The organism is Mesorhizobium sp. M0833 (assembly GCF_040319905.1).
GTDB lineage: Bacteria > Pseudomonadota > Alphaproteobacteria > Rhizobiales > Rhizobiaceae > Mesorhizobium.
This window is the reverse complement of record NZ_JAMYOQ010000013.1, coordinates 107,950-124,341: the sequence shown is the minus strand read 5'-3', so window position 1 is coordinate 124,341 and position 16,392 is coordinate 107,950. Positions and strand designations below refer to the sequence as shown.

Below are 16,392 nucleotides of genomic sequence, written 5' to 3'. Positions count from 1 at the left end.
TCGCCTTGCCTGATCCGGTAAGAAGACCGCAAAGCAGGCTTCTAAGGGATTCGAAAACATGGCTTCGGTGGCATTTCTCGGTCTTGGCGTCATGGGCTATCCGATGGCCGGGCATCTCAAGAACAAGGGTGGTCACGACGTCACCGTCTACAACCGCACCAGGGCGAAGGCCGAGCAGTGGGTTGCCCAGTATGGCGGCAGCCTCGCCGCGACGCCAGCCGAGGCGGCCGAGGGCAAGGATTTCGTCTTTTCCTGCGTCGGCAATGACGACGACCTGCGCTCGGTGACGACCGGCGCCCGAGGCGCCTTCAATTCCATGAAGAAAGGCGCCATCTTCGTCGACAACACCACGGCATCGGCCGAGGTCGCGCGCGAACTGGCGCAGCAGGCGCAAGCGCTCGGGTTTTCGTTCCTCGACGCCCCGGTCTCCGGCGGTCAGGCAGGCGCCGAGAACGGCATGCTGACCGTGATGATCGGCGGCGAGCCCGACGCCTTCGACAGGGCGAAGCCTGTCATAGATGCTTATGCCCGCATGGTCGGATTGATGGGACCGGCCGGGGCTGGCCAGCTCACCAAGATGATCAACCAAATCTGCATCGCCGGCCTCGTTCAGGGCTTGGCCGAGGGCATTCATTTCGGCAAGAAGGCTGGGCTCGACATCGAAAAGGTCATAGAGGTGATTTCCAAGGGTGCGGCCGGTTCCTGGCAGATGGAGAACCGGCACAAGACGATGAATGCCGGCAAATATGATTTCGGCTTCGCCGTCGACTGGATGCGCAAGGATCTTGGCATCTGCCTCGCCGAGGCCGACCGCAACGGCGCCAAACTGCCGGTGACGGCACTCGTCGACCAGTTCTACAAGGACGTGCAGGCGATGGGCGGCAAGCGCTGGGACACGTCCTCGCTGCTGGCGCGGTTGGAGAAATAGGATTTCGCCGTGGCCGAGCTTTCGCGTCAATCCAGCGCCGATGAAATTGTCGCTCATCTGCGCTCGATCGCCTCGGAGGAAAATCGACTTGGCATGCTGCGCTACGGCATCAAGATCGAACGTGCGCTCGGTATCTCGCATGGCCTCCAGCGGCAGATTGCCAAGAAAATCAAGCGCAACCACGAGCGTGCCTTTGAGCTTTGGCAGACAGGCATCATGGAAGCGCAGTTCATCGCTTCCGTGACAGCCGATTCGGAGCGGTTCTCCGCCGCGGATGCAAGACGATGGGCGGCGACTTTCGACTCCTGGGATATCGTCGACGGGGTGTCCGATCTCTTTGTCGATACGGATTGCTGGAAGGAATTGATCGCCGAATTCGCGGTCGACGAACGGGAATTTGTTCGACGCACGGCTTTTGCGATGATGGCCTGGTCGGTGATCCACCGGAAGAAGGAACCCGAGACGACCTTCCTCGAATTCCTGCCGATCATCGAAGCGCATGCGACCGACGGCCGCAATTTTGTGAAGAAGGCCGTGAACTGGGCGCTTCGTTCGATCGGCAAGCGATCGGTGAATTTGCACGGCCCTGCCCTTGCCGTGGCGCTAAAACTGGCGGCCTCGACAGACAGGACTGCTCGCTGGATCGGCAAGGATGCCGTGAAGGAACTCTCCGATGCCAAGACGCTCGAACGGCTCGCCGCCAGAAAAGCTTGACCTGAGCGAAGTGCGCTTCACGGAGGTGACGCAATCGACGCGCGCCGATTTCGAAAACCTGTTCGAGCAACCCGGCGGGCCGAAATACTGCTGGTGTATGGCTTGGCGCAATCTCGACCGCCGCGAGCATGTCGAGAACGACGAGAAGAAACGCGCGATGATGGCGCTGATCGACGCCGGCACGCCGGTCGGCATTGTCGCCCAGTTCGATGGCCGGACCGTCGGCTGGTGCTCGGTCGCGCCGCGCGAGAGCTACCGCAAGTTGTCACGACAGCAGGACGACCGCGAGGCCGGGATCTGGTCGATCGTCTGCTTCTTTGTGCCGAGAGCGTTGCGCGGTGGCGGGCTGGCAAGCGCATTGCTTGATGCAGCCATCGATCACGCCTTTGCCAAAGGTGCCACGACGATCGAGGCTTTTCCGGTCGACCAGGCATCGCCGAGCTACAGCTTCATGGGTTTTCGTGACATGTTCGTCGCCCGCGGCTTTCGCGAGATCGGCATGACCGGCTCGCGCCGGCATGTCATGCGGCTTGAACGTTGACCTTGGCGACAGCGGCAGCTTTACTTGCTGGCATAGGCCGCAGATCAAGGCCCAGCAGTGGAGCAGGAATGAAAAACCGTCTCAAGTCAGGCGCGACGCTTGCAGCCGCAGTGTTCGTCTCTGTTGTCGCAGGCAACGCTTGCGCCGGGACGATGCATATTTTCTGGAAGGATCTGCGCCCGGCGAGCCAGGCAGCCGCCGAAAGCGTCGGGCTGCCGATGATCGCGGCCAAAATGCCGGATCATGGATCATGGCGAAACGCTGTCACTCAACTTGCAGGACAAGACCGTACAACTCGCGGGCTATGCACTGCCGGTCGATCGCGACGGTGATCTCGTCTACCAATTCCTGCTGGTGCCCTGGACGGGGGCCTGCAGCCATATGCCGACGCCGCCGCCCAACCAGATCGTCCTCGTTACGCCTGCCCAACCCTACCGGATGTCTGAGGCCTACCAGCCGGTTTCGGTGACCGGCGCCTTGCAGCCGGGCATGGAGAAGAGTCAGCTTTTTATCCTTGACGGCGTAAGTGTCATCCAGTCGGGCTACGCTGTGCGCAAGGCCGAGGTGGTCGACGTCGGCACCGTGCCGGACACGATCACGCTGCCGGTCAACTCGCCCTGGACTTTCCTCAACAAAAAGAAAAACTAAGCAAAAGAATCTCAGGCGGCGTTGGCGCCGGACTCCTTGTCGAGCACCATGTAATCCAGCGGCATCTCGGTCGTGTATTTGATCTGCTCCATGGCGAAGGAAGACGACACGTCGCGGATCTCGATCTTGGCGATCAGCCGCTTGTAGAAGGCGTCGTAGGCGGCGATGTCGGGCACCACGACGCGCAAGAGATAGTCGACGTCGCCGCTCATGCGGTAAAATTCGACCACTTCGGGAAACTCCTGGATGACCTCCGAAAAGCGCCGCAGCCATTCATGGCTGTGCGAATTGGTGCGGATCGAGACGAACACCGTCACCCGCACATTGACCTTTTCATGATCGAGGATGGCAACGCGCCGCTTGATGACGCCCTCTTCCTCGAGCTTCTGGATGCGCCGCCAGCACGGCGTCGTCGACAGGCCGACCTTCTTGGCGACGTCGGCGACTGCAAGCGTCGCATCCTCCTGAAGGAGGCGGAGAATTTTTCTATCGAGGCGGTCCATTGGGTGCTCCCCTGATGCAAATCGTCAAAATGCGCGGCTTTGGCACAACGACATGCATGAAAACAAGAATTTAACGCGCGTCCCGTCATGCGACACGCTTCGAGGAATAGATTACCATATTCCCTCTTGCTCAAGCCTATTACAAGAAAGAAATTCTGTTGAATAGCGCAAAAGCGAGTGATTTCTTGCTGAACGCTTAGCCGAGGCGATAGCGGATTTCCGATCTCAGAAAGGGCAGCAAATCCATTTCAAACCATGGATTGCGCTTCAGCCAGCCGGTGTTGCGCCAGGACGGGTGCGGCAGCGGCACGATCTTCGGGTCAGTCGACGCTGCCCAGATGGCGCGCCAGTCCATGACTGTTTCTGTCAGCGAGGGACGGCGCGCCGCGCCCATATGCCAGCTTTGGGCGTAGGTGCCGATCGTCAGTACCAGATCGACTTGCGGCATCAGTGCCATCAGCAATGCGCGCCAGGCCGGCGCACATTCGCGGCGCGGCGGCAGGTCGGCGCCCTTGGCGTCCTGACCGGGAAAGCAAAAACCCATCGGCACGATGGCAAACTTGTCCGTATCATAGAATTCCTCGCTGCCGACGCCCAGCCAGCTTCGCAGCCGGTCGCCGGAGGCGTCGGTGAACGGCATCCCTGTGATGTGGACCTTGGTACCCGGCGCCTGGCTGGCGATCAGGATGCGGGCGCTCGACGATGGCCGGAGCACCGGACGCGGCTGGTGCGGCAACGGCCTGCCGGCTGGCTTATCGACGCAGATGCGGCAGGCACGCACCCTCACCGCCAGGGCTTCCAACTGTTCGCTCATTTGGGACTCGTTATCAGGCGGCGGCACTCGGCCGGCTGGAGATTTCCCGATGCCAGCGCAGCACGTTGGTGCACTCTTCGGGTACCTTGATGCGAGCCGGCTTCATGAAATCGATGGCGACCAGCCCGGTGATGTCAGCGATCGAATAGGCATCGCCGGCGACGAATTCCCTGCCGGCGAGCTCAGTGTCCAGAAATCTCAGGAATTCGACCGCCTTCGGCTTGTTGGCCTCGCCCCATTCGGGGATCTGCGGGATCTCCCATTCCCTCATTGCGGGGTGGATGTGCCGGAAGGCCGCGGCGACGCAGCCGAACAAATTGAACTCCAGACGTCTTTGCCACATCTCGACGATTGCCTTGCCGAGCGCCCCATGCCCGAACAAAGCCGGCTCGGGGTGCAGTTCCTCGAAGTAACGACAGATTGCGACGGATTCGGTGATGATGGTGCCGTCATCGAGCTCGAGCACCGGCAGACGCTTCAGCGGATTGCGCGAGCTGACCGGCTGCTCTTTGTGCTCCAGCGCGCCCATGTCGACGGGCATCAGCGGAACCTGAAGTCCCTTTTCGGCCAGAAAAATCCGAACCCGACGTGGATTGGGCGCGCGCCCGCCGTCGAACAGCTTCATCTCCATCCTCCTCGTCCGTCCCGACGAACTATAGGCACAACTCACCAGAAGCGAAAAATTTCACGCAGGGCATCGCCGATCGACGCCAAGGCGCCGTGCTTTCTTTCGACCAGCTCATGGCCGTGGCTCTCGCGCCAGTTCTTCGGCTCGTCGAAAGTTCCGCCCCAGATGCCGGCTTTGCCCGCGCGCGCAGCAGCTTCCTCGGTCTCGAAATCGCCAAAGGCGACCGCCCAGCCGGCCTCGACCTGTGCGCGGTTGAGATCCTTGCCGCCGGCCTTGCAGTCGCCGAGCAGCCTGCCGTAGCGGTCGCGCTGCCAGCCGCTGCAGGAGACCGCTTTGCCGGCTATCAACCGCACCAGGGATTGCCGCGCGAGCTTGCCGCAAGGATAGTCGGCACCGTCCTTGCGGCAGATTTGCGAATATTCCGGCGCATCGATGCCACGCATGCGGATGCGCTCGCTGCCGAGCGTCATGCTATCGCCGTCATTGACGGTGGCCGCACCCTCCGTCTTGCGCGTCTCCACCCGGTCGAGGCGCGCCGCCAGGAGGATCAGCAGGCCCAGCACGATGAGTGTCAGCCCATAGTCCATCAGTCGGCGCCACAGGCTTCGCGGACGTGGCGCATAGTATCGCTGGCGCGGCCATCGCGACCACGAACGGCTCATATGGCAAACCGTTGGTTAATCATTCGAACGTAGCTTAACGATTTGAAATTGCTGCCCGCGTAAATTGAAGACTTCATGCCCCTGCAACGCTCGACCACGGCGGACAAGTTTATTGTGGACCGCAGGAAACGCCATCGCAACAGCGATGTCGCGCGCGCGGTGCGCAAGACGCGCGACCGTCTTTCGCAGCAAGCCGGAAATCCCGACTTCGACCGCGAGCTGTTGAAGCTCCACGCGCTTTCGATGACCGGCGGCGTGATCGTTATCCCGCTGCTCGTTCTGGCAACGGCCGCGGCAGGCTTGTTCGCGGGCCTCGGCAAGGAGATCGGCGTCTGGGCGCTGTTCACATTCATCTGCTATACCATCGTTGCGTTCATGGCCAGACGCGTCACGCAAGCGTCCGAGCTCAACCCGCTGGAGACGCACAGGGATTTCCTGATCGGCCATTTTCTTTGCGGGCTTGGCTGGGCCTGGTTCGCATGGCTTGGCTGCGAAGCTTGCCAAATCGACCAGTTCCAGGTCGCCAAGGCGGTGGTGCTGCTGCTCGCCATGTCGGCAACCGCGATCCTGGCATCGTCCCTTCGCGGTGCGCTGTTGGCGACCTTCGCCCTCCCGGTCGCCATCTATGCCTATGCCAGTGCAAAATTATGGATGCCGGTCGAAGTGATCATGGCCGGGTTGCTGATCTCGTCGCTGCCGTTCTTCGCCTATGTGGCGCGCCAGCTCAACCGTTCCTCGCTGATGCTGTTTTCGTTCCGCTCCGAAAAGGATGCGCTGATCGCCGAACTGGAGACGGCGAAATCGATGTCGGACGAGGCACGGCGGCGGGCGGAAGACGCCAATCTGGCGAAATCGCGTTTCCTGGCCTCGATGAGCCACGAATTGCGCACGCCGCTCAACGCCATTCTCGGCTTTTCCGAAGTGATGGCCAACGAGGTGCTCGGCCCGATGAGCAACCCGACATACCGCGACTATGCCCGTGACGTGCACGACTCCGGACAGCATCTGCTCGACCTGATCAACGAAATCCTCGACCTGTCGCGTATCGAAGCGGGCCGTTATCAGCTCAATGAGGAGCCGATGATGCTGCTTTCCGTCGTCGAGGATTGCTGCCACATGATGGAGTTGAAGGCGCGCAACAAGGACATCCGCATCGTCCAGGATTTCGAAAACGCCTTGCCGCGCCTGTTTGCCGACGAACGCGCGGTGCGGCAGATTGTGCTCAACCTCTTGTCCAATGCCATCAAGTTCACCGCGACCGGCGGCGAAATCCGCGTGCGCGTCGGCTGGACGGCGGGCGGCGGGCAATATCTCTCCGTCAAGGACAATGGGCCGGGCATACCGGAAGACGAGATTCCGATCGTGCTCTCGGCCTTCGGCCAGGGCTCGATCGCCATCAAGAGCGCCGAACAGGGTACAGGGCTTGGCCTGCCGATCGTGCAAGGCCTGCTGGCCATGCATGGCGGCGAATTCCAGCTCCATTCCCGGCTGCGCGAAGGCACCGAGGCGATCGCCATCTTCCCGCTGAGCCGGGTGATGGAGGAACTGCCGGCGCTGCCGACCAAGGCGGTTGCTTCGCGCCGGCGCTGAATGCTTAACCGCCGACCGCGGCTGCCATGCCGGAGCTGGTCAGCGCGGCCGCCTTGACCAGGCCGGCGGCAAGCGCCGCTCCTACCCCCTCGCCTTGACTGACGCCCAGATCGAGCAGCGGGCGAAGGCCGAGGCGCTCGGCGGCCTTGGCATGGCCAGGCTCCGGCGACAGGCTTGCGAGGAGACAGTGATCGAGCGCGGCGGGGTTGGCGGTATGTAGGACGCCAGCGGCCGCAGTCACCGCAAACCCGTCGAGCAGCACCGGGATCTTCTGCATCCGCGCCGCCAGAATGGCGCCGCAGATCGCTGCGAATTCCCGTCCACCGACCCGGCGCAGCGCTTCCAGGGGGTCCTTGAGGCTCGCGCCGTGAAACGCGACCGCGGCATCGACCACCTCCGCCTTGCGCCTTTGCATCGCTGCGTCGGCCCCTGATCCGGGACCGACCCAGTCGGCGCCGGTGCCGCCGAACAGTGCGGTGCAAAGGGCCGCGGCGACAGTCGAATTGCCAACACCGAGGTCGCCAAGGCAAAGCAGGTCGGTGCCGCCGGCAATCGCCTCCATGCCGAAGGCCATGGTGGCGGCGCAACCGCGCTCGTCCAGTGCCGCATCCTCGGTGATGTCGGCTGTCGGAATGTGCAGAGCCAGATCGAACACCTTCAAGCCGAGATCGTTGGCGATGCAGATCTGGTTGATCGCTGCACCGCCGGCGGCGCAGAGCTCGACTGCATTTGCCGTAGCGGCGGCGGGGCGCGGCGAAATACCGTGGCGGGTGACGCCATGATTGCCGGCAAAGATCGCCACCAATGGTCGAGTCACCGCCGGCGGCGCGCGACCGCTCCAGCCGGCGAGCCAGGCGGCGATGTCCTCGATGCGGCCAAGCGAGCCTTCGGGCTTGTCTGCCTTGGCAAACAACTGGCGAACGCGGGTGTTGGCAGCCATATCTGCCGGCGGCAGGCTCACCAGGAGGTCGCGAAAATCGTCGAAAGGCAGTGCGCTGGTCATGTCGATGGCAATCGTCCTTGTGAATTGGTGAGCGGCATAGCCGCCTTGGCGGGCCGGCACAACCTCGGCAAAACTTCGAGGTATTGACGCGAACGCACCCGTTGGCGGCGCATCCCGGAGGGCTTGCATTGACTTTGTCGTTGCACCATGTGGAGGCTAGCCAAGGAAATCCTTATGACGGCCATTGAATCCCCGTGCATCTTGGTCTGCTCGATCGACATGAAAACCGGCTTCTGTTTCGGTTGCGGGCGCACGCGCGAGGAAATCGCAGCCTGGATCGACATGACCCCGCAAACCCGCCGCAGCGTGATGGCCGAGCTGCCGGCAAGGCTGGAAACGGTCGAGCGACGCCCCCGCCGGGAAACCCGTCGCAGCCGCATGGCACGCGAACGCGACGCCCTCTCGTGAACCGGCCGCACAGATGAACCGACTGCTGTGGATTCTGATCGTCGCGATCGGGGCAGGTGTACTCCTGCTCATGCTCCACGATTCCGCCGGCAGTACATTCGGCATTGAGAATTACGATTTCAGCCAGTTGATCTGGCTTGGCGCCTTAGCGGCACTCGTCGGCGCCGGCCTGCTCAGATCGGGCAGGCCGTTGGGCACCATGGCCCGCAGCCTCGGCGCCTGGGGCGCCATCGTGCTGGCGCTGATCGCCGGCTATCAGTACCGCTATGAGTTGCAGGATTTCGCCAGCCGCGTCACCGCCGGCCTTGTTCCCGGCAGTCCGCTGGCGCTGGGCGTGGAAGAAGGCCATGCCACCGTCACCCTGGACAAGGCCGGCAGCGGCCATTTCGAAGCGCGCGTCACGATCAACGGCACGCCGATCCTGACGGTTGTCGATACCGGCGCGACCAGCACAGTGCTGACCGCCGAGGACGCTCTGGCGGCCGGGTTCAATTCGGCGGCTCTCCACTTCACCATCCCGATCTCGACCGCCAACGGCATGACGCGCGCAGCGGCGGTGCGAAGCGACGAACTGTCGATCGGCGGCATCGTGCGCAAGGACATGCCCATCATGATCGCCGCACCCGGCACCCTCGGTCAGAGCCTGCTCGGCATGAATTTCATTAGCTCGCTGTCGGGTTTCGACGTGCGCGGCGACCGCATGATCTTGCGGGATTGAGTTCGCTCAGGCCGCCTCTGCGGTCCTGCCGAAATCGACCTCGGCGAAGGCTGACTTCAGCACCTCCGGTCCGGCACCCGGCCGTGTCGCCTCGGTGGAGAGGATCTGCCGGTAGCGGCGTGCACCGGGCAGGCCGTGAAACAGCCCGACCATGTGCCGGGTGACATGCCCGAGCCGTCCACCCTGTTCGATATGGCGTGCCGCATAGTTCGCCATGGCGTCGATCAGCGCGGCAAAGTCGAACGACTCAGCCGTGCTGCCGTAAAACGCGGCATCGATGCCGGTCAGTATCCCTGGCGTGTGATAGGCGGCGCGGCCGAGCATGGCGCCATCGACATGGTCGAGATGCGTCAGCGCCTCTGCGAGAGATTGAATGCCCCCGTTGATGCCGATGAATTTGTTTTGTTTTCTGGCTTTCAGCCGATAGACGCGGTCATAGTCGAGCGGTGGGATGTCACGATTTTCCTTTGGGCTCAGTCCTTCCAGCCAGGCCTTGCGGGCGTGCACCCACAGCGCGTCGGCGCCGGTCGCGAAAACACCATCGGCCAATGCATCGAGCGCCGGTTCCGGATCCTGCTCATCGACGCCGATGCGGCACTTGACGGTAACCGGTATTTTCACCGCCGCCTTCATCGCCGCAACGCAATCTGCGACGAGCACAGGCGCCTTCATCAGGCAGGCTCCGAAGGTGCCCGACTGGACGCGGTCGGACGGGCAGCCGACATTGAGGTTGATTTCATCATAGCCGAAGGCTTCGCCGATGCGCGCCGCCTCGGCCAGCTTTCCCGGATCGGCGCCGCCGAGTTGCAGCGCCACCGGATGTTCGCTGTCGTCGAAGCCAAGCAGGCGCTCGCGTGCGCCGTGGATGACCGCATCGGCCACCACCATCTCGGTGTAGAGCAGCGCCTCGCGCGTCAGCTGGCGATGGAAGAACCGACAGTGCCGGTCCGTCCAGTCCATCATCGGGGCCACGGCCACTCTATGATCTTGATTTTTCAGCATTTTTTCTTTAACATCAAATCGTTACAACCTGCCGAGTGCACACGAATTTACGCCAGAATACGACCCTTTTCGCCACGTTTTGATCTCTCAGTGCACACGGAGCGCACACGAAAAAATGGCCACCTATACAAAGCTCTCCTCCGGTTCCTGGCGTGTGCAAGTCCGTCGCAAAGGTCGCTACGTCAGCGAGACCTTCCTGCGCCGAGACGACGCACGCCGCTGGGCGACCGAAACCGAGCGCCAAGTCGATCGCGGTGAGACGCCGACTAAGTCCCGCATAGCGCGCCTTAAGACTTTCGGCGAACTCATCGACCTTCATATCGACGACATGTGCGATGTAGGCAAGTCCCCTCGCCGCTCCAAGGCCGCAGCGCTGGATATGCTCCAAAGACATCTGGGGAAGTGCAGCATCGCGGCCCTCGATCGCGAACGGCTCATTCGTTTTGGTCGTGACCGGGCCGCACAAGGTGCTGGACCGATGACGCTCGGTATAGACATCGGCTTTATAAAACTTGTCCTGTCTCATGCTGCAGCCGTCCACGGCCTACCCGTCAAGGTGGAACCCATCGATCTCGCGCGTTTGGCACTTAAGCGCCTCGGTCTTGTCGGCAAGGGGTGTGAGCGCGACAGGCGGCCCACCCAGGATGAACTCGATAGGCTAATCGCACACTTCGATTCAAACCCTCTTCAGAAAGCGCCGGTTGGCCGGATCATACGTTTCGCCGTTGCAACCGCGATGCGTCAGGAGGAAATTTGCAAGGCGCGTTGGTCCGATCTGGAGTCTCGCACGCGGATGCTTCTCATCCGCGACCGGAAAGACCCACGCAACAAAAAGGGCAACAATCAGCGCATACGGCTATTTGCAGCAACTGGATACGATGCGTGGGCCATTGTTGAGGAGCAGCGCGCAAAGCGAAGCAATGACGATGATCGAATTTTCCCGTTCAATCATAGATCAGTCGGGACGGCCTTCCGCCGAGGGTGCTCGGACCTAGGCATCCACGACCTTCATTTTCATGATTTGCGCCACGAAGGCACGAGCCGCCTATTCGAAGCTGGGTTCACAATCGAACAAGTAGCGCTGGTTACAGGACACAAGGATTGGAAGATGCTGCGACGCTACACACATCTAAAGCCCGAGATGCTTCATACTATCCACGCTGCGAAGGCTGCATAATTGAGGTGCGAGGGGCGGCATCAATAGCTGGGCCACCCTCAGCGCAGTGTGCGCGCAACCACGGCAGTGCTTCGAAGGAGCGGCGGTTTTGGAGACCGAATAGCCTTTGCGCATCTCATTGTTTAATAAATGGTATTTGGCATTTTTTGGGATGTTGTGCAAGGATTTGTGTAACGGAAGCTGGCTTTTCAGCCGAACTTTTGGTGCTTCTCATTCACTTTTCGCACCGTGAACGGTGGGATCAGGTGGAATAGGCTCCGTAGGCCGGGTAGCTTCCCCTGAGAAAGCGACAGGCAGCTAAAGTGTCGACTACGGCAGTTTCTGCACAGTAGAATTACGAAAGAAAAGGACTTCGACATTTGTTCCTGCTATGTTCGCTACTCCCCACCCAATTTTTGAGGTCATAGAAAGCAATGCATACTGTTCGTTTTTTCCCGATAGGCAACGCGGACTGTTGCTTCATCCAACTTGAAAATGGGCGTACCGCACTTTTCGATTTTGCGGACATGCGCAATCCTGATGACGCGGCTGACAAACGCTGTGACTTGGAGAAGGAGTTGCGCGAGTGCCTAGGCGACAAAAAAGAGATCGATGTGGTCGCCTTTACGCACCTTGATACTGACCACACCAAGCGCGCCAAAGAAGTATTCCATCTGAACCATGCTGATAAGTACCAAGGCGACGGTCGGATTCGGATCAAGACGCTGTGGGTGCCTGCAGCCGCTGTTCTCGAGGTGGGGGTCGAAGGTGAGGCGCGGACCTTGCGTGCGGAAGCCCGCCATCGGTTCCTTGAGGGTGAAGGTGTGCGGGTGTTTTCGCGCCCTGATCCCTTGAACCAGTTTTTGCTTGATCGGGACATTGACCCTGCGAAACGCAGAAATCTAATTAGTGACGCGGGGACGCTGTGCCCAGAGTTCAACCTCGACGCAGACGGGGTCGAGTTCTTTGTCCACTCTCCCTTTGCCGAGCATTGTGAAGGTGACCTGATCATACGGAACTCCTCCGCTCTCTTTATGCAGGCCACCTTCCGGGTAGCGGAACGCCTGACTCGTCTCATCCTGTCGGCGGACGTCGAACACGGTACGATCGACGACATTGTGCGCATTACGCAATTCCATGGTCACGATGACCGGCTGTTGTGGGATATCAACAACGTGCCTCACCACACCAGTTATAAGTCATTGGCTGATGACAAGGGTGACGGTGAGACGGTGCCGGTAGACCGGTTAAAGTGGCTTTATGGAACTCAAGGCGCCGAAAAGTGCCTGCTGATTTCGACTAGCTCTGTCATACCCGAAACAGATACCACGCAGCCGCCACATAGGGAGGCAGCAGCCTACTATGAAAGCGTCGCCCAAGCCAAGGACGGCCAATATCTGGTGACAATGGAACATCCGACCGCTTTAAACCCCAAGCCCCTGGTCATCGAAATTGGCGGCAGCGGATATATCATCAAGAAAACGGCGGGCGGTTCGGCAACCATTATAAGCAGTGCGGCCCCCCGGGCCGGAGGAGCATGACGGTTTTGAAGTCGGCCAGAGCTCGCGCGATCGTCGCCTATCTGGCAGCCCATGACTATCCCTATGCCCGCCTGGAGAACGTTGAAACGGGCTCCAGCCATGATCTGATCGATCTGGTGGTCGAACCGGAATTGCCCCAAGACCGAGCCGTGGCAATCATTGATGCGGAGCCTATCCGCCTCAGCGTCCCTGTAGACGATTCCGCCTCTCCCTACGTGTTTTCTCGGCGAGCCGACTTCCCACACGATCAGGTGCACACAAACGCCGCACCAGATTCGAACGGAATCTGTCTTTGCATATGGGAAGAGAATTGGGCAGACCTCCGCCGCGGGCTCACGGCGCAGGCGCTTATTGAGCGCATCCGCAATTGGTTCACACGTATGGCAACGAATACCTTGCACCAGGAAGGGCAGGCGCTGGAGCCATTGCTGCGGGCCACCACGAACAGCCTCATTTTGCCTGCAGCCACTTTACCCACGAATTTGGCCGTTTGGAGTGCGGACAAGTACAACGGTCAGTGGACAATCCTACTGGGGCCGCCGACGGCGAAGTCGCGAGAAGAGCAGTTCGAGATTTCCGTATTGCCGATCACGTTCCCTCCACAGGTTCAAGGTGCCCTGCACCAAGCACCGCAAACCCTCAGTGAGCTTATTGAATTTGCGGCGGCCCACGGTGTCCCTGATTCTCTTACCCAAATTAGGAGTTGGCTATTGCAGCCGGAGCAGCTTCAGCGAGCTGACAAACGCCACCTGCTGTTGATGTTGAAAATCCCAAAACTCAAGCAGGTCGGCGGCGAGGTTGAGGCCTGGGAAGTCCGGGCTTTCATGCCTGACGAAAAACTCTCAGAGCTGGGTGAGCTCTTGGGAAGTACCTATTTCCAGCGAGGTACAGTCGTCGCACGAATCCCTGCCGGTGCAGCTGGCGATCTCAGCAAAACCTATCTGGATCAATGGCGTGTAATTCGGAGACTCGACCGTGCAGCCGCACGCCTTTTTGCTGCGTCACCAACAGGAAAGGACCGGCGCTTGGTGGCAATTGGCGCTGGTGCGATTGGGTCAAATGTCGTCGTCGGCACGACGCGCGCCGGGATCGGTATATGGACGATTATAGACGACGATATTGTGCTTCCCCACAACACCGTACGTCAGTTTCAAGACAACCGTGCCGTGGGGGTTGGCAAGGCCCTGGCCCTAGCGCTTGATGCGAATTGTATTCTGGCTGACCATGACTCCGCGAACGAGATTAGGGCCAATATCCTTGATCCCGGAGAACTGGGTGCAGAGATCGACGAAAAATTTGAACAGGCCGATTTGGTCGTAGACTTCAGCGCATCACCGGCTGTCCTTGGGTATGTAGCGGACCACGGTCGGGTTCAGCGCGCCGTAAGTTGCTTTTTCAATCCCTCAGGCAGCGATCTTGTCATTTTGGCGGAGGATCCGGGGCGAGCCTTGCACCTGGATGAGATTGAGGCGCAATATTTCTTGGCAGTCGCCAGCGATGACCGCCTGCAGGGGCATTTAAGCGGCGGTCGCCTCGACTTTATTCGCTACGCCAATGCGTGCCAGGATTTGTCCCGTCCTCTCCCACCTTGGCAGGTACAGACACTGACTGGCCTTGCAGGGGGGCAGTTGATCGGCTTATTCGAACGGTCGGTTGCTTCATCTCAAGTCTGGCGCCTTGATCCTCAGAATGGCGCGGTTGCGCCGGTTAACCTAGAACTTTCAGGCGTCGAGCGTCACACCATTGAGGATTGGCGCTTTACGATTAGTCACTTCGCCCTCAATGAGATGCAACGGCTTCGTGGTGAAGCGGCTCCCAATGAAACCGGCGGAATTCTGATTGGCACCTTTGATCTGAGCCGGCGCATTGTACACATTGTTGCTGCGCTGAGAGCTCCGCCCGATAGTGCCCAGTCCCCCACCTATTTCATCCGTGGAGCAAAGGACCTGAAGCCTATGGTCGACCGCCTTGGCGTCGCTAGTGCAGGAAATCTTGGTTACGTTGGAGAATGGCATAGCCATCCTGACGGCACCGCAGTGCGGCCCAGCAACGACGATGAACAGGTTTTTGCGCATCTCGCCAAGCACATGGGCCCTTCCGGCGGCCCATTTCTTATGGCGATATGTGGGAGGAAGGAATTCTGGTTCAGACTGGGAGCCGACGGGCGTACGTGTGGCGAAGCTGTGACACATGGTAGAGCCTAGTACGAGTACGGCTACCAGCGATGCAAACCAGCCTGAAAGGGTAGCGCTAGCCCTGTCTGGCGGTGGTGCACGCGCCATGGCGTTTCATCTCGGCTGTTTGCGAGCCTTGCATTCCTCAGGTGTTCTGGGACGAATCGAGGTTATTTCATCCGTATCCGGCGGCAGCGTGCTAGCCGCGCTTTATTGCCATCATAAGGGCGATTTTTCTGACTTTGAAAAGACCGTCAGGCAGGTTCTGGCGAGAGGTTTCTCACGGCCTGCGATCTTCAAAATGTTTGCTACATTGGAGGGTGTCAAGGCAGCGCTGCATTTCGTGCCAATTGCGCTGATCCAATTTTGCAGGCTTTTGATCCGGGTTCTCTTGTCACTTCTGCCTATACCGGCGCGAGTGCGGCTGTATCTTAGTAAGTGGCTCCGTTCGCCATTGTTCCGGCGTAAGGCAAGCCGGACTACGATTTTGAGACGAGTCCTATCCGAAGACGTCTTCAATAAAGAGACACTGGCCGACTTACGAACTGATCGCCCAAAACTCATTATCGTAGCTTGTGAGCTTCAGACGAAATCAGCTTTCTATTTTGCGCGCGACAGTGTCGGGTCTTGGCGGCTTGGCAGGGGACAGCCGCATGGAATCGAGATTGCTCATGCCGTCGCAGCTTCCGCTGCATTTCCCGTCCTTCTGCCCGCCCTCGACGAGTATCTGATGTTAGAAAAAAACGGCGTATCGAGCTCTCAGCGGGTAATCCTGACGGACGGCGGTGTCTACGATAATCTTGGCCTAGCGCCGCTGTGGCCGGACCGCGATCCCGCCATCAGCCTTCATGCTGGAAAGTTTGACACCATCATTGCTTGCCGTGCGGGCTACGGTCTTGATCTTTCTCCTCCGTCGATGCTCTGGCCATCTCGTATGATCGCAGTGTTGGGGAGCATCCACGGTCGTGCCCAAAATCTTGCGATGAACCGCCTTTTTGACCTGAAGAAAGGCGGGACGTTAAAGGGCTTCATCATTCCCTATCTCGGCCAATCTGACGATAAATTGGCATTTCCCCCTGTAGATCTCGTGACGGCAAAAATGGCTGCGAGCTACCCCACGGATTTCTCTGCGATGCCGGTCGAATGGATTGATCGGCTGTCGAAGCGAGGGGAGCAACTGACATTGGCCCTGCTACAGGAGCATTTGCCACGCCTTTTGAAGGTTTGAAGAACTTTTTTGTGGTGCCTCGCCAAGGCGTTCTTCCAAGGTGGAACCAGCATCAATCAGCCGATGCCGGCGGCGCTTTCGACGGCCAGTCTGGCGGTTGCGAGCTTGGATATCCGATATCCACCTCAACGGGC

At 60.0% G+C, this 16,392-nt stretch carries 16 protein-coding genes and 1 pseudogene; 11 read left to right on the top strand and 6 right to left on the bottom strand.

The annotated features are described in order from the left end of the window. Positions 1 to 52: 52 nt before the first annotated feature. The 4 genes and pseudogenes from NKH98_RS17035 to NKH98_RS17020 all read left to right on the top strand — a co-directional run. Positions 53 to 928: pseudogene (locus NKH98_RS17035) on the top strand (NAD(P)-dependent oxidoreductase); the annotation flags it as partial. Positions 929 to 937: 9 nt separating this feature from the next. After that, positions 938 to 1,642 (top strand): DNA alkylation repair protein, encoded by a 705-nt coding sequence (locus NKH98_RS17030; RefSeq protein WP_352899948.1) that lies wholly within the window; start codon positions 938 to 940, stop codon positions 1,640 to 1,642. Continuing rightward, on the top strand, positions 1,602 to 2,183 hold the full coding sequence (locus NKH98_RS17025; protein ID WP_352898898.1) for a GNAT family N-acetyltransferase: 582 nt from the start codon (positions 1,602 to 1,604) through the stop codon (positions 2,181 to 2,183). The genes NKH98_RS17030 and NKH98_RS17025 overlap by 41 nt, the downstream gene beginning before the upstream one ends. Positions 2,184 to 2,426: 243 nt before the next feature. After that, positions 2,427 to 2,831 carry a DUF3299 domain-containing protein gene (locus NKH98_RS17020; RefSeq protein WP_352899945.1) on the top strand — a complete coding sequence of 135 codons (405 nt, stop codon included), beginning with the start codon at positions 2,427 to 2,429 and terminating at the stop codon, positions 2,829 to 2,831. 11 nt (positions 2,832 to 2,842) lie between these two features. Here NKH98_RS17020 and NKH98_RS17015 read toward each other — a convergent pair whose 3' ends face one another. The 4 genes from NKH98_RS17015 to NKH98_RS17000 form a co-directional block, all read right to left on the bottom strand. Beyond that, positions 2,843 to 3,334 (bottom strand): Lrp/AsnC family transcriptional regulator, encoded by a 492-nt coding sequence (locus NKH98_RS17015; protein WP_006333679.1) that lies wholly within the window; start codon positions 3,332 to 3,334, stop codon positions 2,843 to 2,845. 196 nt (positions 3,335 to 3,530) lie between these two features. Beyond that, positions 3,531 to 4,148: a uracil-DNA glycosylase family protein gene (locus NKH98_RS17010; protein ID WP_502894268.1), complete on the bottom strand. Its 618-nt coding sequence runs from the start codon at positions 4,146 to 4,148 to the stop codon at positions 3,531 to 3,533. A 13-nt stretch (positions 4,149 to 4,161) separates the two neighbouring features. Further along, entirely contained in the window at positions 4,162 to 4,773 is a 612-nt protein-coding gene (locus tag NKH98_RS17005; protein WP_352478881.1) for a glutathione S-transferase, read from the bottom strand. A 41-nt stretch (positions 4,774 to 4,814) separates the two neighbouring features. Beyond that, complete coding sequence (locus NKH98_RS17000; protein WP_352801605.1) at positions 4,815 to 5,438, bottom strand: thermonuclease family protein; 624 nt, start codon at positions 5,436 to 5,438, stop codon at positions 4,815 to 4,817. 75 nt (positions 5,439 to 5,513) lie between these two features. On the opposite strand from NKH98_RS17000, the gene NKH98_RS16995 reads away from it, so the two are divergent. Further along, positions 5,514 to 7,028, top strand: a complete 1,515-nt coding sequence (locus tag NKH98_RS16995; RefSeq protein ID WP_352478883.1) for a sensor histidine kinase — start codon at positions 5,514 to 5,516, stop codon at positions 7,026 to 7,028. A gap of 4 nt (positions 7,029 to 7,032) precedes the next feature. Here NKH98_RS16995 and NKH98_RS16990 read toward each other — a convergent pair whose 3' ends face one another. Beyond that, positions 7,033 to 8,031 (bottom strand): nicotinate-nucleotide--dimethylbenzimidazole phosphoribosyltransferase, encoded by a 999-nt coding sequence (locus tag NKH98_RS16990; protein ID WP_254817266.1) that lies wholly within the window; start codon positions 8,029 to 8,031, stop codon positions 7,033 to 7,035. Between the two features lie 174 nt (positions 8,032 to 8,205). On the opposite strand from NKH98_RS16990, the gene NKH98_RS16985 reads away from it, so the two are divergent. Beyond that, complete coding sequence (locus NKH98_RS16985) at positions 8,206 to 8,439, top strand: DUF1289 domain-containing protein (RefSeq protein WP_031193575.1); 234 nt, start codon at positions 8,206 to 8,208, stop codon at positions 8,437 to 8,439. 13 nt (positions 8,440 to 8,452) lie between these two features. Next, positions 8,453 to 9,157: a TIGR02281 family clan AA aspartic protease gene (locus tag NKH98_RS16980; protein WP_352801607.1), complete on the top strand. Its 705-nt coding sequence runs from the start codon at positions 8,453 to 8,455 to the stop codon at positions 9,155 to 9,157. Positions 9,158 to 9,163: 6 nt separating this feature from the next. Here the strand turns inward: NKH98_RS16980 and dusA are convergent, their stop codons facing one another. Beyond that, positions 9,164 to 10,159 carry a tRNA dihydrouridine(20/20a) synthase DusA gene (gene dusA, locus NKH98_RS16975; RefSeq protein WP_352801609.1) on the bottom strand — a complete coding sequence of 332 codons (996 nt, stop codon included), beginning with the start codon at positions 10,157 to 10,159 and terminating at the stop codon, positions 9,164 to 9,166. Positions 10,160 to 10,274: 115 nt separating this feature from the next. On the opposite strand from dusA, the gene NKH98_RS16970 reads away from it, so the two are divergent. The 4 genes from NKH98_RS16970 to NKH98_RS16955 all read left to right on the top strand — a co-directional run bounded on the left by NKH98_RS16970 (position 10,275) and on the right by NKH98_RS16955 (position 16,258). Further along, positions 10,275 to 11,336, top strand: a complete 1,062-nt coding sequence (locus NKH98_RS16970; RefSeq protein WP_352899941.1) for a tyrosine-type recombinase/integrase — start codon at positions 10,275 to 10,277, stop codon at positions 11,334 to 11,336. 413 nt (positions 11,337 to 11,749) lie between these two features. Beyond that, on the top strand, positions 11,750 to 12,856 hold the full coding sequence (gene mblB, locus NKH98_RS16965) for an anti-phage 6A-MBL system MBL-fold protein (protein WP_352899939.1): 1,107 nt from the start codon (positions 11,750 to 11,752) through the stop codon (positions 12,854 to 12,856). Next, entirely contained in the window at positions 12,853 to 15,060 is a 2,208-nt protein-coding gene (gene cap2-3 / locus NKH98_RS16960; protein WP_352899936.1) for an anti-phage 6A-MBL system cap2_3 protein, read from the top strand. Before mblB ends, cap2-3 begins: the two co-directional genes overlap by 4 nt. Next, positions 15,047 to 16,258, top strand: coding sequence for a patatin-like phospholipase family protein (locus NKH98_RS16955; RefSeq protein WP_352899934.1), 1,212 nt, complete (start codon positions 15,047 to 15,049; stop codon positions 16,256 to 16,258). Before cap2-3 ends, NKH98_RS16955 begins: the two co-directional genes overlap by 14 nt. Positions 16,259 to 16,392 lie beyond the last annotated feature (134 nt).